10 protein-coding genes are annotated in these 19,305 nt (G+C 61.7%); 6 read left to right on the top strand and 4 right to left on the bottom strand.

Annotated features, from left to right (window positions below; all coding sequences use genetic code 11):
* On the bottom strand, positions 1-172 hold a 172-nt coding region (locus ISP14_RS05975; RefSeq protein ID WP_404537147.1), incomplete at its 3' end, for a transposase.
* 431 nt (positions 173-603) lie between these two features.
* Here ISP14_RS05975 and ISP14_RS05970 point away from each other — a divergent pair.
* The 5 genes from ISP14_RS05970 (at position 604) to ISP14_RS05950 (ending at position 6,380) form a co-directional block, all read left to right on the top strand.
* Positions 604-1,494: a hypothetical protein gene (locus ISP14_RS05970; protein ID WP_404537102.1), complete on the top strand. Its 891-nt coding sequence runs from the start codon at positions 604-606 to the stop codon at positions 1,492-1,494.
* 362 nt (positions 1,495-1,856) lie between these two features.
* Complete coding sequence (locus tag ISP14_RS05965) at positions 1,857-3,095, top strand: aminotransferase class I/II-fold pyridoxal phosphate-dependent enzyme (RefSeq protein ID WP_404537100.1); 1,239 nt, start codon at positions 1,857-1,859, stop codon at positions 3,093-3,095.
* Positions 3,096-3,142: 47 nt separating this feature from the next.
* Entirely contained in the window at positions 3,143-3,757 is a 615-nt protein-coding gene (locus tag ISP14_RS05960; protein WP_404537098.1) for an SGNH/GDSL hydrolase family protein, read from the top strand.
* Positions 3,758-3,817: 60 nt separating this feature from the next.
* Positions 3,818-4,720, top strand: coding sequence for a Grx4 family monothiol glutaredoxin (grxD, locus tag ISP14_RS05955; RefSeq protein WP_404537096.1), 903 nt, complete (start codon positions 3,818-3,820; stop codon positions 4,718-4,720).
* Between the two features lie 76 nt (positions 4,721-4,796).
* The gene (locus tag ISP14_RS05950; RefSeq protein WP_404537093.1) at positions 4,797-6,380 is read left to right on the top strand and encodes a tetratricopeptide repeat-containing sulfotransferase family protein; all 1,584 of its coding nucleotides are present in this window, start codon (positions 4,797-4,799) and stop codon (positions 6,378-6,380) included.
* A 161-nt stretch (positions 6,381-6,541) separates the two neighbouring features.
* On the opposite strand, the gene ISP14_RS05945 is transcribed toward ISP14_RS05950, so the two are convergent.
* The gene (locus tag ISP14_RS05945) at positions 6,542-9,664 is read right to left on the bottom strand and encodes a TonB-dependent receptor plug domain-containing protein (protein ID WP_404537090.1); all 3,123 of its coding nucleotides are present in this window, start codon (positions 9,662-9,664) and stop codon (positions 6,542-6,544) included.
* A 380-nt stretch (positions 9,665-10,044) separates the two neighbouring features.
* On the opposite strand from ISP14_RS05945, the gene ISP14_RS05940 reads away from it, so the two are divergent.
* Positions 10,045-11,610, top strand: coding sequence for a sulfotransferase (locus ISP14_RS05940; protein WP_404537088.1), 1,566 nt, complete (start codon positions 10,045-10,047; stop codon positions 11,608-11,610).
* Positions 11,611-11,708: 98 nt separating this feature from the next.
* On the opposite strand, the gene ISP14_RS05935 is transcribed toward ISP14_RS05940, so the two are convergent.
* Both ISP14_RS05935 and ISP14_RS05930 read right to left on the bottom strand, forming a co-directional pair.
* Positions 11,709-14,906, bottom strand: a complete 3,198-nt coding sequence (locus ISP14_RS05935) for a TonB-dependent receptor (protein WP_404537086.1) — start codon at positions 14,904-14,906, stop codon at positions 11,709-11,711.
* Positions 14,907-16,132: 1,226 nt separating this feature from the next.
* Positions 16,133-19,213 carry a TonB-dependent receptor gene (locus ISP14_RS05930; protein WP_404537084.1) on the bottom strand — a complete coding sequence of 1,027 codons (3,081 nt, stop codon included), beginning with the start codon at positions 19,211-19,213 and terminating at the stop codon, positions 16,133-16,135.
* Between the last annotated feature and the right edge of the window lie 92 nt (positions 19,214-19,305).

The following is a 19,305-nucleotide window of genomic DNA, read 5'->3' as shown; positions in this document are numbered from 1 at the left end:
CCTTCATGCGCCCCATCAGTGAGGCATCCATGCCGCCGTACTTGGCGCGCCACTTGTAGAACGTGGCGGAGCTGATGCCGTGCTCTCGGCAGAGCTCCGGGACGGGCGTACCGTCCTCGGCTTGCTTGAGCACGGCGATGATCTGGCTATCGCTGAATCGGGACTTCTTCATGGAACCTCCTCGGGAAAGATTACGAGAAAATTCCACTTTCAGCGTCTGCTAATTTACGGGGGGATTACCGATGAGGTTCATCGCTTTGGCGAGGTAGCTGCCTTGAGAGCGCCCCCGAGCCGCCTGAAAAGGGGCAGATGGGCGGATGGCCTAAAGCGGGGCTGTCACCCAGCCGTCATGCACCTGTTCTCGGCGAGTGGTGACATAGCCGGCCCTGTCGTGACAGGTCGCCCCAAGGCCTTTGCTGCCATGACCCGGAACCATCAAAATAGCGACTTACGTCACGTTTTCTATCGGTTGCTATATGCTTAATCGTCGGCGCGGCATTCCCGCAACTGACATAGCTAGTGCATCCATGAGCCCGGCCGTACGACGCATTTAGGTCCCGGACCCATGGATGTTGGCGCTTTTCGACCTACAGGGGGAATTCCATGAAGCGTTTACTGAAGATAGTCCTGCTGTCTGTCCTAGTCGCATTCGGGTTCGCGGCAACGGCACATGCACAAGCAACACGTACTTGGGTATCAGGGGTGGGCGACGACGCCAATCCCTGCAGCCGAACCGCCCCGTGCAAGACCTTTGCAGGAGCTATTTCCAAAACGATAGCGTCAGGCGAGATATCAGTGCTTGATCCAGGCGGCTTTGGCGCACTGACCATTACCAAAGCCATCACACTCAGCGGCGGTGGCGAGCTGGCAAGCGTCCTTGTCTCCGGCACCAACGGCATTGTCATTAACGCCGGCCCGACCGACACCGTGATCCTGCGCAATATGGAGTTCAACGGCATTGGGACCGGCCTTTCCGGCATCCTGATTCAGAGCGCTGGCAAAGTCATCATCGATCACTGCACGTTCCAGGGATTTACCACGGATAACGTCGAAATAGCCGTGACGTCCCCGACTTATGTGACGGTGCTGGATTCGGTCATGACGGGTGGCGCCATAGGCGTTTCGATCGATGGCACGTCAGGTCCGGGTCCTGTGGTTGCGTTTCTGAAAAACGTATCCATCCAGGGAGCTGGCGTGGGCGTACAGACCAAGCGTGGTGTGGTCGACATCACCCGATCCACCATTCAGGGCAACAGCACCTACGGGGTCTACGCTTCCGTTGGATATATCCACCTGGCCGACAGCGCCGTTGCTTACAACGGCACCGGATTGCAGACGGCACCAACGGGGTCGATTGCCATGTCAAACGTCAGCATCTTGAACAACGGTGTTGGCATCGGATCGGGTGGCGGTAGCGTCCAGTCGGCCGCCAACAATCTCTCGGCCGGCAACAACACCGCCGGCGCGCCGACTGGAGCCGCCCTGGTTCAGTAAGGCTTTCGGAGCCCGTGGCACATGGTGGACTGATCACCGCAGCCCCATGCGCTGACTGATATAGCGGTGATTACTGCTTACCGGTAAAGCCGCTGATCAACATGCCGAAAAAAGCCCCTGAAGATCTGGGGCTTTTTTTGTTCTGGCGGAGAGCGCAGGGGTCCGTCCACGACCGAGGGATGACGCTGGCACGCGGGCAAACATGCCCGACCCGAAGGGTTCCTTGCCGTGGCCGCCATGCGGAGACATCGAACGGGCTCTACAAGCCCGCGCAAAGCCAGCCCGGCGGCTCGCGCTGCGCCGCACCATGCTGCTAGCATCGACGCAAACCGGCATTGGCGCCGGCCACGAGGGTTCCGGCGTTGGCTTCGATCAGACCCAGCACGCATCTGGCGGACGTGCGTTACGAGATTCGCGGTGCACTCACCCGCCGCGCCCGCGAGCTGGAAGCGGCCGGCCGCGACATCATCAAGCTCAACATCGGCAACCCGGGCCGTTATGGCTTTGAGACGCCCGCGCACCTGCGCGAGGCAATCGCTGCACACCTCACTGACAGCGAAGCGTACGGCCACGAACAAGGGCTGGAAGCCGCCCGCGAGGCGATCGCCGCCCAGCAGCGCGCTCGCGGGGCGCGGAACGTGGAGGCGGAACGCATCTTCATCGGCAACGGCGTCAGCGAGCTGATCGATCTCAGCCTGCGCGCCCTGCTGCAGCCCGGCGACGAAGTACTGCTGCCCAGCCCCGACTATCCGCTGTGGAGCGCCGCCACCATCCTCAACGGCGGTCGGCCGCGCTACTACCGCTGCCTTGCGGAAAACGCCCATCTGCCCGATCCGGACGAGATCGAGGCGCTGGTCACTCCGCGTACCCGCGCGCTGGTGCTGATCAATCCGAACAATCCCACCGGCGCGGTCTATCCGCGCGCGCTGCTGGAACGCATCGTGGCGGTGGCCGCGCGGCACGGCCTGTTGCTGCTGGCCGATGAGATCTACGACGAGATCCTGTACGACGGCGCGCCATTCCAGCCGCTGGCTGCCGTGGCCGGCGACCTGCCGTGCGTGAGCTTCGGTGGCCTGAGCAAGGTGCACCGCGCCTGCGGTTACCGGGTGGGCTGGCTCAGCCTTTCCGGCGATCCCGCGCGCAGCGCCGAGTATCGCGACGCCTTGCAGTTGCTGGCCGCGCTGCGGCTGTGTGCAAACGTCACCGCACAATGGGCCGTGATCCCTGCGCTGCAGGATGCCCCCACCATCACCGCGCTCACCGCGCCGGGCGGCCGGCTGCACGAGGCGCGCCAGGCCGTGCTCGATGGCGTGGCCGCCAGCGAGCACCTGGAACTGGTGCCACCCGCTGGCGCCTTGTACGCCTTCCCGCAGGTGCGCATCGAGACCATTCCCGGTTTCGACGACAACGTCTTCGCGCTACGCCTGCTGGAAGAGGAACACGTGCTGGTGGTGCCCGGTTCCAGCTTCAACGTGGCGGCCAGCCGCCACCTGCGCCTCACCCTGCTGCCGCAGCCCACGCAGCTGCGCGAGGTGTTCGTGCGCATCGAACGGGTGCTGGCGCGCATGGCGGCGGAACAGCCACGCCGCGCCGTCGCTTGAATGAAGCCCCTCCCCGCCCGCGGGAGAGGAGTTCAAGGAGACGATCCATGCCGCTGACCTACCTCGCCCTGGGCGATTCCTACACGATCGGCGAAAGCGTGCCAGCAGAAGGCCGCTGGCCCGTGCAGCTGGCCGCCACGCTGCGCGACGAAGGCGTGCCGCTGGCCGATCCGGCGATCATCGCCACCACCGGCTGGACCACCGACGAGCTTTCCGCCGCCATGGACGGTGCAGTGTTCGCGCCGCCGTACGATCTGGTCAGCCTGTTGATCGGGGTCAACAACCAGTACCGTGGCCGCGACGTGGATGAGTACCGCGGCGAATTTCGCCGCCTGCTCGGGCGGGCGGTCGCGCTGGCCGCCGATCGCGTCGACCGGGCGCTGGTGCTGTCGATACCGGACTGGGGGGTCACCCCGTTCGCCCACGACAGCGGCCGCGACATCGCGCGCATCGCTGCCGAACTGGACGCCTACAACACCGCCGCTCGCGAGGAAACCCTGCGGCTGGGCGCGCACTGGGTGGACATCACCCCCATCTCGCGCCGGCACCCCAACCTGCTCGCCGACGATGGCCTGCACCCGTCGGCCGCCCAGTACAGCTTGTGGGCCGGAGCCGCGCTGCCCGCGGTCCGGACCATGCTGGCTGCCGCGCCCGCGGCTTGAAGCCGCGCGGCGGCGCCGGCATATCGGGCGTATCATTAGCCTCTTTGCCGGAGCCCCCTCATGTCCCTCGACGCCACCACCCGCGAACGCATCGAATCCCTGCTCAAGAGCCACCGCGTGGTGCTGTTCATGAAGGGCAGCCGCCACGCCCCGGCCTGCGGCTTCTCCGCCGCCGCGACGAACACGCTCAACGAAATCCTGCCCGAATACCACACGGTGAACGTGCTGGAGGACCCGGAGATCCGCGAAGGCATCAAGGCCTACGGTGACTGGCCCACTATTCCGCAACTCTACGTGGAAGGCGAGCTGGTCGGCGGCGCCGACATCATCCGCCAGATGTACGGCAGCGGTGAGCTGCACGCACTGTTCGGCGTGGCCGCCCCCGACCGCACCCCACCAGAAATCACCATCACCGATGCTGCCGCCAAGGCGATCCGCGAAGGCACCGCGAACGCGCAGGGCCTGGCGCTGCATCTGGAGATCGGCCCCGACCATAGCGCCGGCTTCCAGCTCGCCCCCGCCAGCGAACATGACATCGTGGCCCACGCCAACGGCCTCGAAGTGCACTTCGACCCGGCCAGTGCCCAGCGCGCCAAGGGCATCGTGATCGACTGGGTCTCCACCGTGCAGGGCGAAGGCCTGAGCCTGAAGTTTCCCGGCGCCCAGGAAGTGAAGTCGCTGACCGTGCAGGAACTGCAGCAACGCCTCGCCGCCGGCAGCATCACCCTGATCGACGTGCGTCCCGCCGCCGCCCGCGCCGAACTCGCCCCGCTGCCGCAGGCGCGCATCCTCGAGGACGAAGGCTACGAGACGCTCGCGGCCCTGCCCAAGGACACCGCCCTCGCCTTCATCTGCATGCGCGGCATCTCCAGCCAGGGCGTGGCCGAACGCTTCGCCGCGCACGGCTTCAGCAACGTGCACAACGTGGCAGGCGGGATGCTGGCGCTCAGCGGCAGCCATTGAGCGTCCGTTCGGTTGCGCCATCACTGAACAGCTGAAGCGCGCTCGGTCTCATGTCCCACTCGACATTGGTACCCGCATGGATTCCATCGACACCAACCAGACATCCGTGTCGCTAGACGACTTGTTGGCCAGTGCGTCCCGGGCCATGGCGGCTCGGAAGTTAGCGAATGCCGAGCTGACCTTGAAGCAAGCCGCGGCCCTCGCGCCAGACTCGGCCGAGGCGCAGCGGCTCTCGGGCTTGGTGCAACTCATGCGCGACAACCCAGGCAAAGCCGCTGGATTCTTGCGCAAGGCGGTCGAGCTGAAGCCCGACGACTTCAACGCGCACATGAACCTCGGCAGCGCACTGTTCCAGTGTCGGCACACCGATGCCGCCTTCGCAAGCATGCGCCGCGCCTGCGAACTTGCACCCACCGAAGCCGCCACTTGGTACAACCTCGGGCGCGCCATGCAATTGGCGCACAAGCCTGATGAGGCGAAACCCAGTTTGATGCGTGCGATGGAACTGGATCCATCGCACGTCATGACCAGGATGACCCTGGCGCACGTGCACAGCACCTTGGGGGAGATTACGGAGGCCGTCAGCCTTTACCGCAGCGTGCTTAAAATCCAACCGGATCATGCAAAAGCCTGGTTCGATATTTGCAACCTCAAGACGACCCGGCTCGACAGCAGCGAGATAGAACACATCAAGGAACTGCTGAAGCGCCCTCGTGTATCGTCTAACGACCAGGTATTGCTGGGTTATGCGCTGGCCAAGGCACTAGAGGATCAGGGTGACCTGACCGCATCGTTCCACGCGCTGCAAACAGCTAGCGCGATACGGTATCGCCTCGCCCCATGGGACATCCAGGCGGAGCGCGAACGTATCGACGGCATCATCAAGACGTTTGATCGCCCCTTGCCTCGCGCCGTGGATGCAAACCTCGGCCATGGGGTCATCTTTATCTCGTGCCTGCCTCGCTCCGGCTCGACACTGACTGAACACATACTCGCCTCTCACACCATGGTGGAGGGCGCCAACGAGATATCGGAGCTGCAAGCTGTCATCACCGGCGAATCTAGCCGCCGAGGGCAGTTCCTGACGCAGTGGGGACCGCTCGCTACCGCCGAGGATTGGCATCGCCTGGGGTGCGAATACCTCGAGCGCACCACGTATTGGCGCAAGGGCAAATCCTTCTTCACCGACAAAAACCTTGGCAACTGGGCGCTTGTCGGCCCTGCACTGGCCATGCTGCCGGGCGCACGCGTCGTGAACACGTTGCGCGATCCGCTGGAAACCTGCTTCGCCTGCTATCGCCAACTGTTCAAGGACGGCGCTGCTTTCAGCTACGACTTTGAAGCCATGGCGAACTACTACGCAGGATATGTTCGCATCAGCACATTCTGGAAAGAGCGCTTTCCCGAAAACTGGCACGATCACGTCTACGAGGACATGCTCGCGGATCCGGAAGGAAGGATTCGCGAACTCCTTGCGTTCTGTGGACTTCCATTCGAGCAGGGTTGCCTGGAGTTCCACAAGACGCCGCGCTCCGTCCGTAGCACGCCAAGTGCCGCCCAGGTTCGACAGCCTTTGCAGGCGAACACCTCGCGTGCATCTCGCTACGGCGCTTTGCTCGACCCACTGCGCGACCTTCTGCGCCGGCTGGAAATCGAATAGGCATACGCCAGCACCGCATCAAACGGACTGTTCTTTACCTGTCATTCCCGCTGCCTCGGGACGGCCGACACAATCAAACCATCCTGGGCACAGCATAAGAAAAGGCCGCCAGTTTCCTGGCGGCCTTTTCCATTACTGGAGCGATCAAACGACGTTCTGGATCAGAAGTCGTAGGCCGCGCCGAACATCAGGTAACGCGGCGCTTCCAGGCTGAACGGCAACAGATAGCCGGGGTTGATGCCACCGCCGCCGGTATTGTACGTCGCCGAGTACTGCAAAGCGTTCTGCTCGTTGAACACGTTGTGCACCTGCAGGCTGAAATCCAGCTTGTGCTGCGCGAAGGCCGGACGATAGTCCACCTGCAGGTTCAGCTGATGCGTCCATGGCGTAAAGCCAGTGGTGCCACCCGGCGTCGGCTGGCCATTGCACCAGTGATACGACGAGCCGTAGCCGCCCTGTGCGCCTCCAAGCGTCGAAGGATCGGTCTGGTTCGGGCCAAAGAAGCCCAGGCACGACCTGGGGTGGCCCGACCCGATGACGTAGGTGGCGCCGACCATCCACTCGGGAGTGATCTGGTACGAACCATAGAGCCGGAACTGGTGCTTCTGGTCGTTGGCCAGCAAGCCGTTGCTATACGACATGATCTGGCTGAAGTCCCACTGCTCGGTAGCCGACTGGGAGGAACCGCCCTGGCCGATGTTCGACTGCACAGGGCCTTCGGTATTGCCGTAGCTGCGCGAGAACACGTAGTCGATCTTGCCATACCACTTGCCGTCGAACGGGTGCTCCAGGTAGAGCTCCAGCGAGTAGTACTTGCGCTTGACCGCAGGGAAACCCCAATCCGACGGCGACATCCTCACCTGGCCATAGCCGCCACCGACGGTCGGAACGGTCAGGATCTGAGTGCTGCCCGGATTGATCAGGACGCTGCCGAGAAGGCTGGCGGGATCGACGTTGACGCCCTGTGCCTTGCCGGCGTTCACGATGGCCAGCGCATTTTCCTGCAACGGGTTGACCGGGCAGACATCGTTAGCCGGATTGCCGCAGCCCAGGCTGGCATAGGTGTCGTCGATGATGCGACCAAGCTTGTTGTAGGTACCGGTCACACCGTACACCCAGCTCTGATCGAACATCTTGAACTGCTGCTGCATGCCCAGTACGTACTGGTCCTGGTACTCCGCCTTGATGTTCTGGGAGGCGATCAGCTTGGGGTCGAGCGAGGTGCCGTTCTCGCCATTGACGAAAGTCGTCGGGGCCACCTGCACCGTTCCGGTCGGTATACCCGTGGCAGTGATGCCCGTGTAGGTGAAGTACGTCTGGGTGTACGTCGGGGCACCGGCCTCGCGCAAGGCCACCGAAGCCGGCATGGCCAGATAGTAGCGACCCGCATTGCCGAACACCTTGAGGGAGGAGTCGCCGAACACATCCCAGCTGAAGCCGATGCGCGGCGCCCACTGCGGCTTGGTCAGGCGCAGGTACGCGACACCATTCGGGTTGTAGTTGGTGAACTGGTCGTTGCGCAAGCCGACATTCAGCAGGAAGTTCGGGGTGATCTGCCAGTTGTCCTCGACGTACTGTGCACGCTGCGCCACCTTGACGGTAGCCGCATTCGCGAACACGTACTTCGACACATAGCAACCCGCCGCGCCATTGTTGCACGGGGTACCGAGTGCGCCGCCGCCGCCCGGGATCGGCGAGGTCGGCGAGGCGGTCTGACCGTAATTCCAGGCATAGCCCGGGCCGGTCATGATGTTGCCGTCGTTGCTGTCCGTGGTGGTGGCGTTGTCGATACCGAACTGCAGGTCGTGATTGCCCAGCTTCCAGTCGAGGTCGAGACGGAAATTCAGCTCCTCTGCCTTGTGCTCCGGGCTGGTCACGTTCGTGGTGATATTGGACGTGTGTACGGGGCCGTTCGGCGTGTAGGCGGGGTTTTCCAGCGACGAACTCAGGATGTTCGCCACGCTCGGGTCATACCCGGGGAACGGCGCCTGCATCTGGTAATACGTGGAGTCCATCTTGCCGAACATCGCGTTCAACGTCAGGTTGTCGGTGATGTACGAGGTGTACTTGCCGATCCAGATGTCGAAGGCGTTCTTCGTGCGCTGGGTCAGGCTTTCAAACGCGCCGACCTGGTGCGTCGTGTTGTTGTAGGCGTAGACCGAATCGGGTTGAAGGGCGTTCTGGTTGCGGATGTTGGTCAGCGACAGGATGTTGCTGTCGTTGATGTTCCAGTCCAGCTTGGCGTAGAACTTCGGCTGGCTCTGCTTGAAATAGTGAATGTCGCCCGCGTTGACGGAGTGGTTGGTCTGACCCTGCGTCTTGTCGGCTTCGGCCGCAACGAAGAAGAACAACTTGTCCTTGATCAGCGGGCCACCGACGTAAGCGTCGTAAATCGTCTCCCACAGGCCATTTGGCTTCTGGTAGGTCTGGAGGTCCCCGGCCTGTTGCCCAGCGCGGGTGCTCAGCGGGTTGTTCCAGTAGATGTTGTCGGCGGTGCTCTGCGCAAACTCCGGCCGCCACTGCACCTGACCACCAAAGTGCCAGTCGTTGGTGCCGCTCTTGCCCACCTGGCTGATCACGCCACCGGTCGAACGACCGTACTTGGCGTCGTATCCGCTGGTCAGGGTCTGCTGCTGGTCGATGGCGCCATAAGGCAGATCGATGCCGCCAGTGTTGCTAAGCGGATCGGACGTATTGAAGCCGTTGATGTAGTAGGCGTTCTCGACGACGGTGGAGCCGCCGAACGAAATCACGGAATGCCCCAGGCTGTCGCCGCCCAGCATGGCTGCGCCCGTCGTGGTGCCCGGCGCAAGCAAGGCGATGGCCGTTGCGCTGTGAGCCAGCGGCAACTGCTTCAACTGCTGCGCGGTAATGGTGAGATTCTGGGTGGTGGAGGTCACGTCGATCGCGGGCAACGCATTCGCCGTCACGGTCACCGTGCTCAGGGACTTCGCGTTCGGGCCGCCGGCCTGCACGAAGTCGGCCTCGGACGCGCCGCCTGCGACAGGGCTGACGTTGCTGTGCGACTGCACCACGGCGCCGTTCTGGAGCAGGTTGACCGTGTAGCTGCCGATTGGCACGGTCACCGAGTAGTGCCCCGTGCTATCGACCGGAACAGTGCGGTTGAAGCCCGCACCACCAGTGACCTGCACGGTGGCGCCGGAGGTTGGCGCGCTACCGAAGATGGTGCCTGTGGTGGCCTGCGCCAGCACCTGGCCCGTCATGCCAACGCCGGCGACGATGGCCACGGCCAGCGCGGTGCGGCTCAGCGCGGAACGGCGCATTTCCCGATTGTGCTTATTGTGTTTAACGACATTCATGAGATTGGGAACTCCCCTCGCAAAAATACGGTTTCTTCAGTAGGTAGAAACACGGCAATTGCGCAACTCAGTCCGATGCTCGCCACAGGCCCCGAATGACGCGACCTGAGGTGAAGCCGGCCGAGCCACAACAAACGCCACCAGTAACGCGTTGCCACTCGCCAACTGAAAATAGTCGTTCAAATAACACAAAGTCAACGTTCAAGAAATTTCGTAATTGCAATTTACGCAATTAGTTGCGACATAATTCGAAAACTAATGCGCTCGCTTGACTTGCGCCCGAAATCGAATGGCGTTCGCAACAACCGTTATGATTCGGTGCATCTCCTGAAGTGGCGCCCCCAATGTCGCAGCACCCCTCATTCTCCACAACGACCGGCCTGCTGATGACGGAAGCAGGCAAAGCGCTCAACCAGGGAAGATTCGATCTCGCCGAGCGCGCATTGACGCAAGTTCTTTCTAGCAACCCCGGACTTGCCGACGCTCAATTCCTCTACGGCCTCACCTGCCTTATGGGCGGCGATGCCGCCAAGGCCGTCGGCTTCCTGCGCAAGGCCGTCGCGCAACGCCCCACCGACGCCAACATGCTGATGTACCTCGGATGCGCCTTGCACGACGCTGGCGCACCGGGCGAAGCGCTGGATCGTCTGCATCGGGCTTGCGAACTGGCACCGCGACACGCATCGCCCTGGTACAACCTCGGCAAGGCGCTGAAACAGCAAGGGCAGCTGCAGGAGGCCGATCAGGCATTTCGCCGCACGTTGGCATTGGATGAGCGACACGTGCTGGCCCGCATCGGCGTGGCCGATATCGCCACCATGCAGGGCGATATCGCCCGCGCCGTATCCGAGTACCGGCACGTGCTGCGCCTCCAGCCCGATCGCGCCGAGGCATGGCACGGGTTGGCCAACCTAAAGACCGAGCCGTTGAGTACGGCCGATGTCGAACAACTCCGTCGAGCGCTACTTAACCCGGGCCTCAAGCCTGATATGCGGATATCACTAGGCTTCAGCCTGTTCCGGGCGCTGGAGGACCAACGGGACTATGCCGGCGCCTTCGAGGCGCTGCGCCAGGCAAACGCGGACAAACGCCGCCAAGTGGAATGGGACGCCGCCGCCGAGCGCGCGAAGGTCGACCGCATCATGGAAGCCTTTCAAGCTCCATCGCCTGCGCCGGTGAATCCCGAATTGGGTCGTGAAGTCATTCTGATCGTCAGCCTGCCGCGCTCGGGCTCGACCTTGCTCGAACACATCCTTGCATCGCATCCCGATGTCGAGGGTGCCAACGAGATCCCGGACCTTCCGCAAGTCATCGAAGACGAATCGCGCCGTCGCGGCCAGCCCTTCCCGGCGTGGGTCGCCGCGGCGACCGCCAGCGACTGGGAGCGCCTGGGCAAGGACTATCTCGCACGCACCGCCCATTGGCGCGAAAAGCGTCCTCGCTTCACCGACAAGGAACTCTGTAACTGGCCACTGGTCGGCGCCGCGCTCGCCATGTTGCCTGGCGCGAAGATCATCCACTGCCATCGCGACCCGGTCGAAACCTGCTTCTCCTGCTACCGCCATCTGTTCCGGCATGGCGTGCACTTCAGTTACGACCTCGATGATATGGCCGATCACTACTGGGATTACCTGCGCCTCAGCGAATTCTGGCTGGCGCGCCATCCGGATCAGATGCTGGATTTCTCCTACGAGGCTCTGCTGCAGGAACCCGAAGCGCAGATCCGCCGCCTGCTCGCGTTCTGCGACCTGTCTTTCGACCCAGCCTGCCTGGCACCCCATCGAACCCAGCGCGAGGTACTCAGCACCGCCAGCGCGGCGCAGGTACGTCAGCCCATTCAGCGCGATACGACGCATAGCACGCCGTATCTGGAACTGCTGCAGCCACTGCGCGACCGCCTCGCGCGCTGAACGAACAAGGCCGCCGGCTGCCCGGCGGCCTTGTTCGTTTCTGCGCTTCTTGACCTCGTGCCGTTGCAAACGACGGCACGAGGTCAAGAGGGTGTGGCTTACCAGTCGAACTTCACGTTGAAATCTACATAGCGCGGCGGTTCCGTCGAAACCGCGGTCTTGTAGATCGGGTTGTAGTAACCCGTTCCACCCTGGTACACGACGTAACCGTTGGATGGACCCGCGAACAACAACGTATTCTGCTCGTTGAACACATTGTGCACTTCAGCCTGGAAGGTGAGGTGCTTGTTCGCCCATTCCGGCACGTACGACACGCTCAGATTGAGCTGATGAGTCCACGGTGTGTGACCACTGGCTCCCGGAGGAGACCCGACACCACCATGACCCAAGAACCCACCCGGGTTGTTGGGATCCGGTACAGTCGAATTGCCGCTCGGCACACCACCGCAGAAGTGCTGATAGGGACCGCCGTACAGATCCGGATCAATCGTGTCGCCGTAACCGCTCAAGCAGATGTTCGGCGCGCCCGACTGCATGATGAAGGTAGCAGCAAGCGTCCACTCAGGCGTAACGGAATATGCGCCGAAAAGCTTGAGGGTGTGGCGACGGCTATTGGCCTGTTCGCCGTTGGCATATTGCATGAGATCCGGGAAGTCCCACTGTGCCGTGGTCGAACCGGACATGCCACCGTTCTTCTGGTTGGTGATCTGCCCCGTACCGGTTTCGGTCGGACCCTCGCTGCTGCCGTACGACTTGGAGAATAGGTAGTCGATCTTGCCGTACCACTTGCCGTCCCAGGTGTGCTCCAAATAGGTGTCCAGGGCGTAGTACTTACGCGACGGCTTCGGGAACGTATTAACGAAGTTCGTCAGGACGCCCTTGCCGGTGTTCGGATCCCATGTGGCCAGACCGCAGGGTTCCGGGATGTAGTTGGTCTTGCCCGGATTGACCAAGCCGCCAGCAACGGTGCCGCACGCCACGACGTTGGTGTCGTCCACGAGGTTGCCTACCTTCTCGAAGGTACCCTGCATGCCGAGCACCAGGCCGGTATCACCGAGCATCTTCTGGAAGCCCAGCACGTATTCGTCCTGGTACGAGGCCTTTAGGTTGGTCGAGGCATAGTTCTTGGTATTGCCGGGGACGCCGTTCTCGCCATCCGGCGAGTAGTAACCTGGCGTCGTCACGCCCGGCGCCAAGTTCATGAGTACCGGGCTGATTCCTGTCGGGACGCCATTCGGGCTGATGCCGGTATAGGTATAGGTGACTTCGCCGTTGATCGTGCCCATGGCCGCGTTGCGTGCAGCCAGGCCCGCCGGCAGAGCCAGGTAGTAACGCCCTGCATTACCGAAGAGCTTCAACGTGCTATCGCCAAACACGTCCCAGCTGAAGCCTAGGCGTGGCGCCCACTGCGGCTTCGTTTCCCGCACGTACGGAATGCCGCCGGGGCCGAGGTTAGTGAACTGGTCGTTACGCAGGCCAAGGTCGAGCAACACGTTGGGCGTGACCTGCCAGCGATCTTCCACATACTGCGCCTTCTGGCGGACAGCCAGCGAGACGTTCGAACCAAACAGGTTCTGCACCACGTAGTTGCCACCAACAGGGGGGGTGACGTAAGGCGCAGTGGAGGCATAGGGCGGCAAACTGCCAGGCGTGAGGTATACCCAGCTACCGCCGCCAAGGGTTGTGATGCCATCGTGGTCGTCGCGGTACTGCAGGTTGTCGATGCCGAATTTGAGATCGTGGTCGGCCGAGATCTTCCAGTCGAAGTCGACGCGCAGATTGGCGGTCTTGGTGGTGTGTTCCGGGTTACCGATCGTTGTCTGGACCAGGTTCGGGACGACGACCCCCCCCGGTACCGTCACACCCGGGCTAAAGGTCACCGGCGCCGAATTCCCGCCGCCCGACAGGCTGGTGTAGTACTGGCCGCCCATCTGGCCGTACAAGACTTCGAGCGTGAGGTCGTCGGTGATGTACGAGGTGTACTTAAGGATGCCTACGTCGAATGTGTTCTTGGTCAACACGCCCGGACCGTAATAGGAGCCGACGCTCTGGTTCGTGTAGTTGTAGTTGTAGTAGTTGTGGGTAAGGTCCTGATCCTTGGTCCGGGCAGCCGTCAACTCCAACACATTGCTGTCGTTGATGTTCCAGTCCAGCTTGCCATACAGCTTGGGCGCGGAGTCCCCCGTCGACGCCCAGAAACCCGACGGTGATGCTGTACCCGTGTTTCCGACACCGTACTGCTGGCTATCGTGTTGCCATTCGGCCGTCACGAAGAAGAACAGCTTGTCCTTGATCAGCGGACCGCTGACATAGGCGTCATACACCGTCTGCCAGTCGCTGTTCTGCTTGTTGCCCGTCTGGATCTGGCCAAAGCCGGCAGGATAGGCCGTGGTGCCCTGGTTAGTCATCCAAGGCTGACCGTTCGATCCCAAAGCACCGACCGGCGTCCGCGGGTTGCTGTAGTAGATGTTGTCGTAGGTGCTTTCCGCAAAGGACGGCCGCCAGGACACGTATGCACCTGCATGGAAGTCGTTGCTGCCTCGCTTGCCGATCTGGCTGATCACACCGCCGGTCGAACGACCGTATTCAGGACCATAGCCGGAGGTGATGGTCTGCTGCTCGGCAATGGCGAAGTACGGCAGCGCAATGCCGCCCGAGCCGCCGATCGGATCGGTGGTGTTGAAGCCGTTGAGATAATAGGCGTTTTCCACGACGCTGTTGCCGCCCATGGAAACCAGCGGCGTACCGGTAGGGCCTTTGCCAAGGGTAGAAGGACCCTGGTTCACACCCGGAGCCAGCAAGGCAATCGCTTCGGCGCTGTGTGCCAGCGGCAGGTTCTTCAACTGCTCTGAGGTGATCACCGAGGTTTGACGGGTGGAGGATACGTCGATCGCTGGCAGCGAGTTGGCAGTGACCGTGACGCTGGAAAGATTCTGGACATTCTTGCCGGCTTCGGTGGAGGCAAACGGCACCGCCGTGCCACCCGCAACGCTCACCTGCACATGCTCACGCTTGGCAACTACGTTGCCGCCCTGCACCAGCGACACGGTGTAGTCGCCCACCGGCAACTGGTTGGCGCCATAGCGGCCATCGCTGCCAACCGCGACTTCGCGGGTCAGGCCGGTCTGGTTGTTGACGACACGTACCGTCTCACCCGCCGCGACCGGAGCGGTACCGAAGACCGAACCCGTGGTGGCCTGACCATAAGCCAGACCCGTGACCCCCAGCCCCATAGCCAAGGCAGTAGCCAGGGCAGTGCGGCGGTAGTGCATCCCTCGTTCATAGCGCTTGTTCATTTTCTCTCCCCAAAAAAACAGCCCTTGCGGGTAGTTGGACTCGCCCCACCCGGACCACATGGATAGCAGCGACTGCGGCTTGCATGGAATTAAGTTCGATTCGACACCTTTGCTCAGCAATCTCCGCGCCGAGGGACAGCCCCCGAGGAACCCGCGGTCGCGGCTTACAGATTTCTTCCATCCTTAAATAGAAGTTCTGAGCGTTTTTAATCTAGTTTTCATGAATGATCGCTGTCAACAATTTATTAAGCTTTCTATATCGAAAAATAAATCGATGCGTAAAATTATTACGAAATAAATATCGATAATTAGAAAGTATTATCGATTCGCAAGATATTTTGAACGGGCTTTTGGGCGCACGAGTCATTCGGAGCCTCGTACTTTCAATGGCATGGAGTGCCGCACTCGAACTCGTCCCTCCGGTCGAGCGCGCAATTTTTCGCGAACGCCAAGTGTCCACGGGAACTCATTGGACAACATAGGCTGATGACGGCCCAAACGGGCCGAGTCAACCAGGGCGCTGACCTTCTTCATATCTGGACGGCACGGTGGTTCGATGCCTTCGAATGGGATTTGAATACGGCGTACCTAGGCGGTACACCGACCTCCCGCTCATGGAGGAAGCCGAATGCCAGTGAAGGAACTGTGCCAACAGTGCGGTTTCAGCATGGCTTTCTACGGCTCACTACTCAACAAGTTCGATACTTGGAGCCTACCGACATCAACCGCCTGAAGCAGCTGCTGGCTTAGCAGCCCCCTGGGAACGCCTTGCTTAGGCGACGGATCCTGATACCGATCCAGCGACACAGATGCACGGGCAAGGATGACCTCGCCTGAAGGCCAGGCACTGATGAACTATGCATACAGTCGTATCAGCAGAAAGCGATGCCGCCAGTTCGGGGCAAGCGAGAGAACATGGCTGTCGCCTGGCGACAGCCACTGACTCGTCCCAAAACAGCCAACAAGGCTAGATCGAATATCCTCGCGCCTGATCCGCACAGGGAACAGCAGCATCAGGCGCCTAAAGGTCGCCGATGACACCATCTACAGGGCAGCTTCCATCGAGTCAGGTGGCTCTGGCATGAACATGACGCGCACCCCGATTCGACCTCCAGAGCGCCCGGTGAACCGACGCGATGCCCTCTGAGTGCGTTGTTCGCTCGCTCCATGAAAAAAGCCACCGGCCATGACGGCCGGTGGCTGCTAAGCGTCAACGCTGATGCTTATCAGTAGTCGTAGGTCACCGACAGCCGCACGGTGCGCGGCGGTGTGGTGAACAACGGCTGGCCGTAGTCGGTATTGACGTAGATCGTGTTGTTCAGTCGGTTGAAGGAGCTGGGCATCGACGGATCGGTCTGCAGTGCACGCTGCTGGTTCAATACGTTGAAGGCATCCAGGTTGAAGCTCAGCTTGTGATCTGCGAACGCCGGGCGGTAATGAACACCGAGGTTCAGGAGCTCAGTCCACGGCGTGTGGCCCGCCGAACCCGGAGGCATGCGCTTGCCGTTGCACCAGTGGTAGTTACCGGTGCCCGAGTTGTTATAGCCGGTCGGGTCGTTGGCTCCACCAGGGAGGTAACCGCCCGGACCCTGGGTCAGCGGGCCAAAGTAGCCCAAGCACTCCTTCGGCATACCAGACTGCACCAGCAAGGTGGCCGAGAGCAGCCATTCCGGGGTGATCTGGTAGTCGCCACGGAACCGGATCTGATGCTTGCGGACGTTGGCGAACTCGCCGTACTGGCCGTCCATCAGCTGCCAGCTATCCCAATCTTCGGTCTTGGAGATGTCTTCCTGGCCGAAGTCGGAACGCACCTGACCCTCGGTGTTGCCGAAGCCACGGGTGAAGGTGTAATCGACGCGTCCATACCACTTGCCGTCGAACGGATGCTCCAGGTACATGTTGAGAGACCCGTACTTGCGAACGGCGCCGCGATCGAAACCCCAGTCCTTCAAGGTCATCGGCACGAGAACGCTCTTGCTGCCATCGTCGGACACCACCAGCATGTTGTTCGTTCGGCCGGGGTTGAACAGGCGGCAGTACGACGCGCCATACAGCGAATTGGAGTACAGGCTCGGGTCGAGGCCCATGCTGGTCATCTTGGTGGCAATCTGGCCCGGCGAGCACTCATCGTCGATCGCGGCCTTCAGTTCGCGCCACATCGCCTTGGCGCCGTACACCCAGTTGTCGCCCAGCTTCTTGTCGAAACCGACGATGAACTCGTCCAGGTACTCCGGCTTCAGGTTGCGTGCGGCGACCTGCATCGGATCCTTGGGCGCGCCGGTCTCGCCGTCTGGCGAAGTCGTCGGCCCCAGCTGGGTCAGACCCTGCGGAACGCCGGTGACCGGGTCGATGCTGGTGTACGAGTAGTTGGTGGTGAGGTAGGTCGAACGGTTGGCTGCGCGCTCCGCCGCGTTGTTGGGCAGCGCGAGGTAGTAGCGGCCGGCATTGCCATAGACCTTGAACGAGGAGTCGCCGAACACGTCCCAGCTGGCACCGAGGCGCGGTTCCCACTGGTTCTTCTCGTCGACGAAGGCTTGGCCAAGGTCGTTGTAGTTGGTGAAGCGGTCGTTGCGCAGGCCGATGCTCAGGTACACGTTCTGAGCCACCTGCCAGTTGTCCTGCAGGTAATAGGCCTTCTGCGACATGGTCATGCTGGTCGCCCAGCCGATTTCGCGCTTCTGCACTTCGCCGCCGCCCAGGTAGCGCCAGTAGTAGTTCACCGCCGGATTGAACGGATTCTGCTGGTTCGGGCCCTGATCGGTGGCCCGGTAGTACATATTGTCGATACCGGCCAGCAGGTCGTGGTTACCCAGTTTGTAGTCGAAGTCCACACGCAGCCCACGAGTGGAGTTCTTGGCGCCGGGCGAGGTCCACGAGGTGTTGGTCTGGGCGTTGGTGGGATGGCTGCCGTCGGGCAGCGTGGCGTTGCTGCCGCGGGAAATGAACGGCAGCGGGCTGGTGTTGCCGTACTCGACCGGATCCTGGAATTGCGCCTTGCCACCAGTGATGCTCAACGTAGCTGCATCGGTGATGTAGCTTGTGAAGTGGCCGATGTAGAACTGGGCGTTGTCCTTGGCGACGTCGTTCTTGCTGGAGTACGCGCCACGCTGCAGCGTGTCGTAGTCGAAGACGTAGGTTTTCCCCGCGCCGTTACTGCTGTTGTTCCGCAGCGCGGTCAGTTCCAGGATGTTGCTGTCGGTGATATTCCAGTCCAGCTTGCCGTAGAACTTCGTTTCCTTGTCGTGGAAATCCTGCACCTTGGCGTTGTCGATGATCTCGACATTAGTGCCTTGGGTCTTGGTGGTTTCGCCCGCCAGGAACAGGTACAGCTTATCCTTAATCAGCGGACCGCCGATGTAGGCCGAGTAGATCGTCTGCCATTCCTTGTTGTCGTTGCGATACTGACGCAACGAGCCCGGCGCGTTCGGCGCGGGTGCGTAGTTGACCAGGCTGCTCGACGCCGGAATGGTCGGATTGCCATAGCGGTAGTTGACCGGATCACCTTCAAGGAAGCGCGGCTGCCAGGCAATCTGGCCGCCGAAGTGCCATTCGTTGCTGCCGCGCTTGCCGACCTGGTTGATCACGCCGCCGTCGGAACGGCCGTACTTGGCGTCATAGCCGCCAGTCAGGGTTTCCTGCTGCTCGATGGCACCGTAGGGCAGCTGGAAGCCGCCGAGGTTCTTGTACGGTTCGCCAACGTTGTAGCCATTCACGTAGTAGGCGTTTTCAGACACGCTGGAACCGCCGAACGACACCAAGGAGCCGCCGGAAGGTCCGGTGAAGAAGCCGCTGCCCGACGTGGTGTTAGGCGAAAGCAACGCAATTGCCTCGGCGCTGTGCGCCACAGGCAGGCGCTGCAGGTCGGCCGCAGTGATGACCGTGCTCGAGTTGACGTTGGTGACGTCGATGGCAGGCAGCGCGTTAGCCGAAACGGTTACGGTGGACAGCTCCTTGGCGTTGGCGCTGCTGGAGGCAAAGTCGATGCCCGCGGCGGCACCGGTCGAGACATAAACGTTCGGGTGCGTGCTGATGACCGTGCCGTTCTGCTTCAGGGTGACGGTATACGTACCCACAGGCAGGTTGTCGGCGCGGTAGCGGCCGGTGCTGTCCACCGCCACTTCGCGGGTGAAGCCCGTGGCGCTGCTGACCGCAACGGTTTCGCCGGACGCGACAGGGGCCTGGCCGAAGATGCTGCCGACGGTGCTCTGGGCAAGTGCAGCGCCACTGAAGCTCAGGCCCAGGGCGATCGCCAAGGCTGTCGGGCGCCAGCGGAAGGTGTTAGCGCTGACTCCATATCGAATATTCATTGAATGCTTCTCCCCAAATTGATAGACGACTGATGCATCAGAGACACATCATTGTTCGGCGGATCAAAACCTATTTCGCAAGAACTAACTGT

The sequence above is a fragment of the Dyella agri genome (genome assembly GCF_044904705.1).
In the GTDB taxonomy this organism is placed as follows: domain Bacteria; phylum Pseudomonadota; class Gammaproteobacteria; order Xanthomonadales; family Rhodanobacteraceae; genus Rhodanobacter_A; species Rhodanobacter_A agri.
The sequence above is the reverse complement of the archived record's forward strand: the minus strand, read 5'-3'. Positions and strand labels throughout refer to the sequence as shown.

Bases quoted from the DNA above. Each gene is read 5' to 3' on its own strand.
- ISP14_RS05970 (WP_404537102.1), top strand. From the start codon at position 604: ATGAAGCGTTTACTGAAGATAGTCCTGCTGTCTGTCCTAGTCGCATTC.
- ISP14_RS05960 (WP_404537098.1), top strand. From the start codon at position 3,143: ATGCCGCTGACCTACCTCGCCCTGGGCGATTCCTACACGATCGGCGAA.
- grxD (WP_404537096.1), top strand. From the start codon at position 3,818: ATGTCCCTCGACGCCACCACCCGCGAACGCATCGAATCCCTGCTCAAG.
- ISP14_RS05950 (WP_404537093.1), top strand. From the start codon at position 4,797: ATGGATTCCATCGACACCAACCAGACATCCGTGTCGCTAGACGACTTG.
- ISP14_RS05945 (WP_404537090.1), bottom strand. From the start codon at position 9,664: ATGCGCCGTTCCGCGCTGAGCCGCACCGCGCTGGCCGTGGCCATCGTC.
- ISP14_RS05940 (WP_404537088.1), top strand. From the start codon at position 10,045: ATGTCGCAGCACCCCTCATTCTCCACAACGACCGGCCTGCTGATGACG.
- ISP14_RS05935 (WP_404537086.1), bottom strand. From the start codon at position 14,906: ATGAACAAGCGCTATGAACGAGGGATGCACTACCGCCGCACTGCCCTG.
- ISP14_RS05930 (WP_404537084.1), bottom strand. From the start codon at position 19,213: ATGAATATTCGATATGGAGTCAGCGCTAACACCTTCCGCTGGCGCCCG.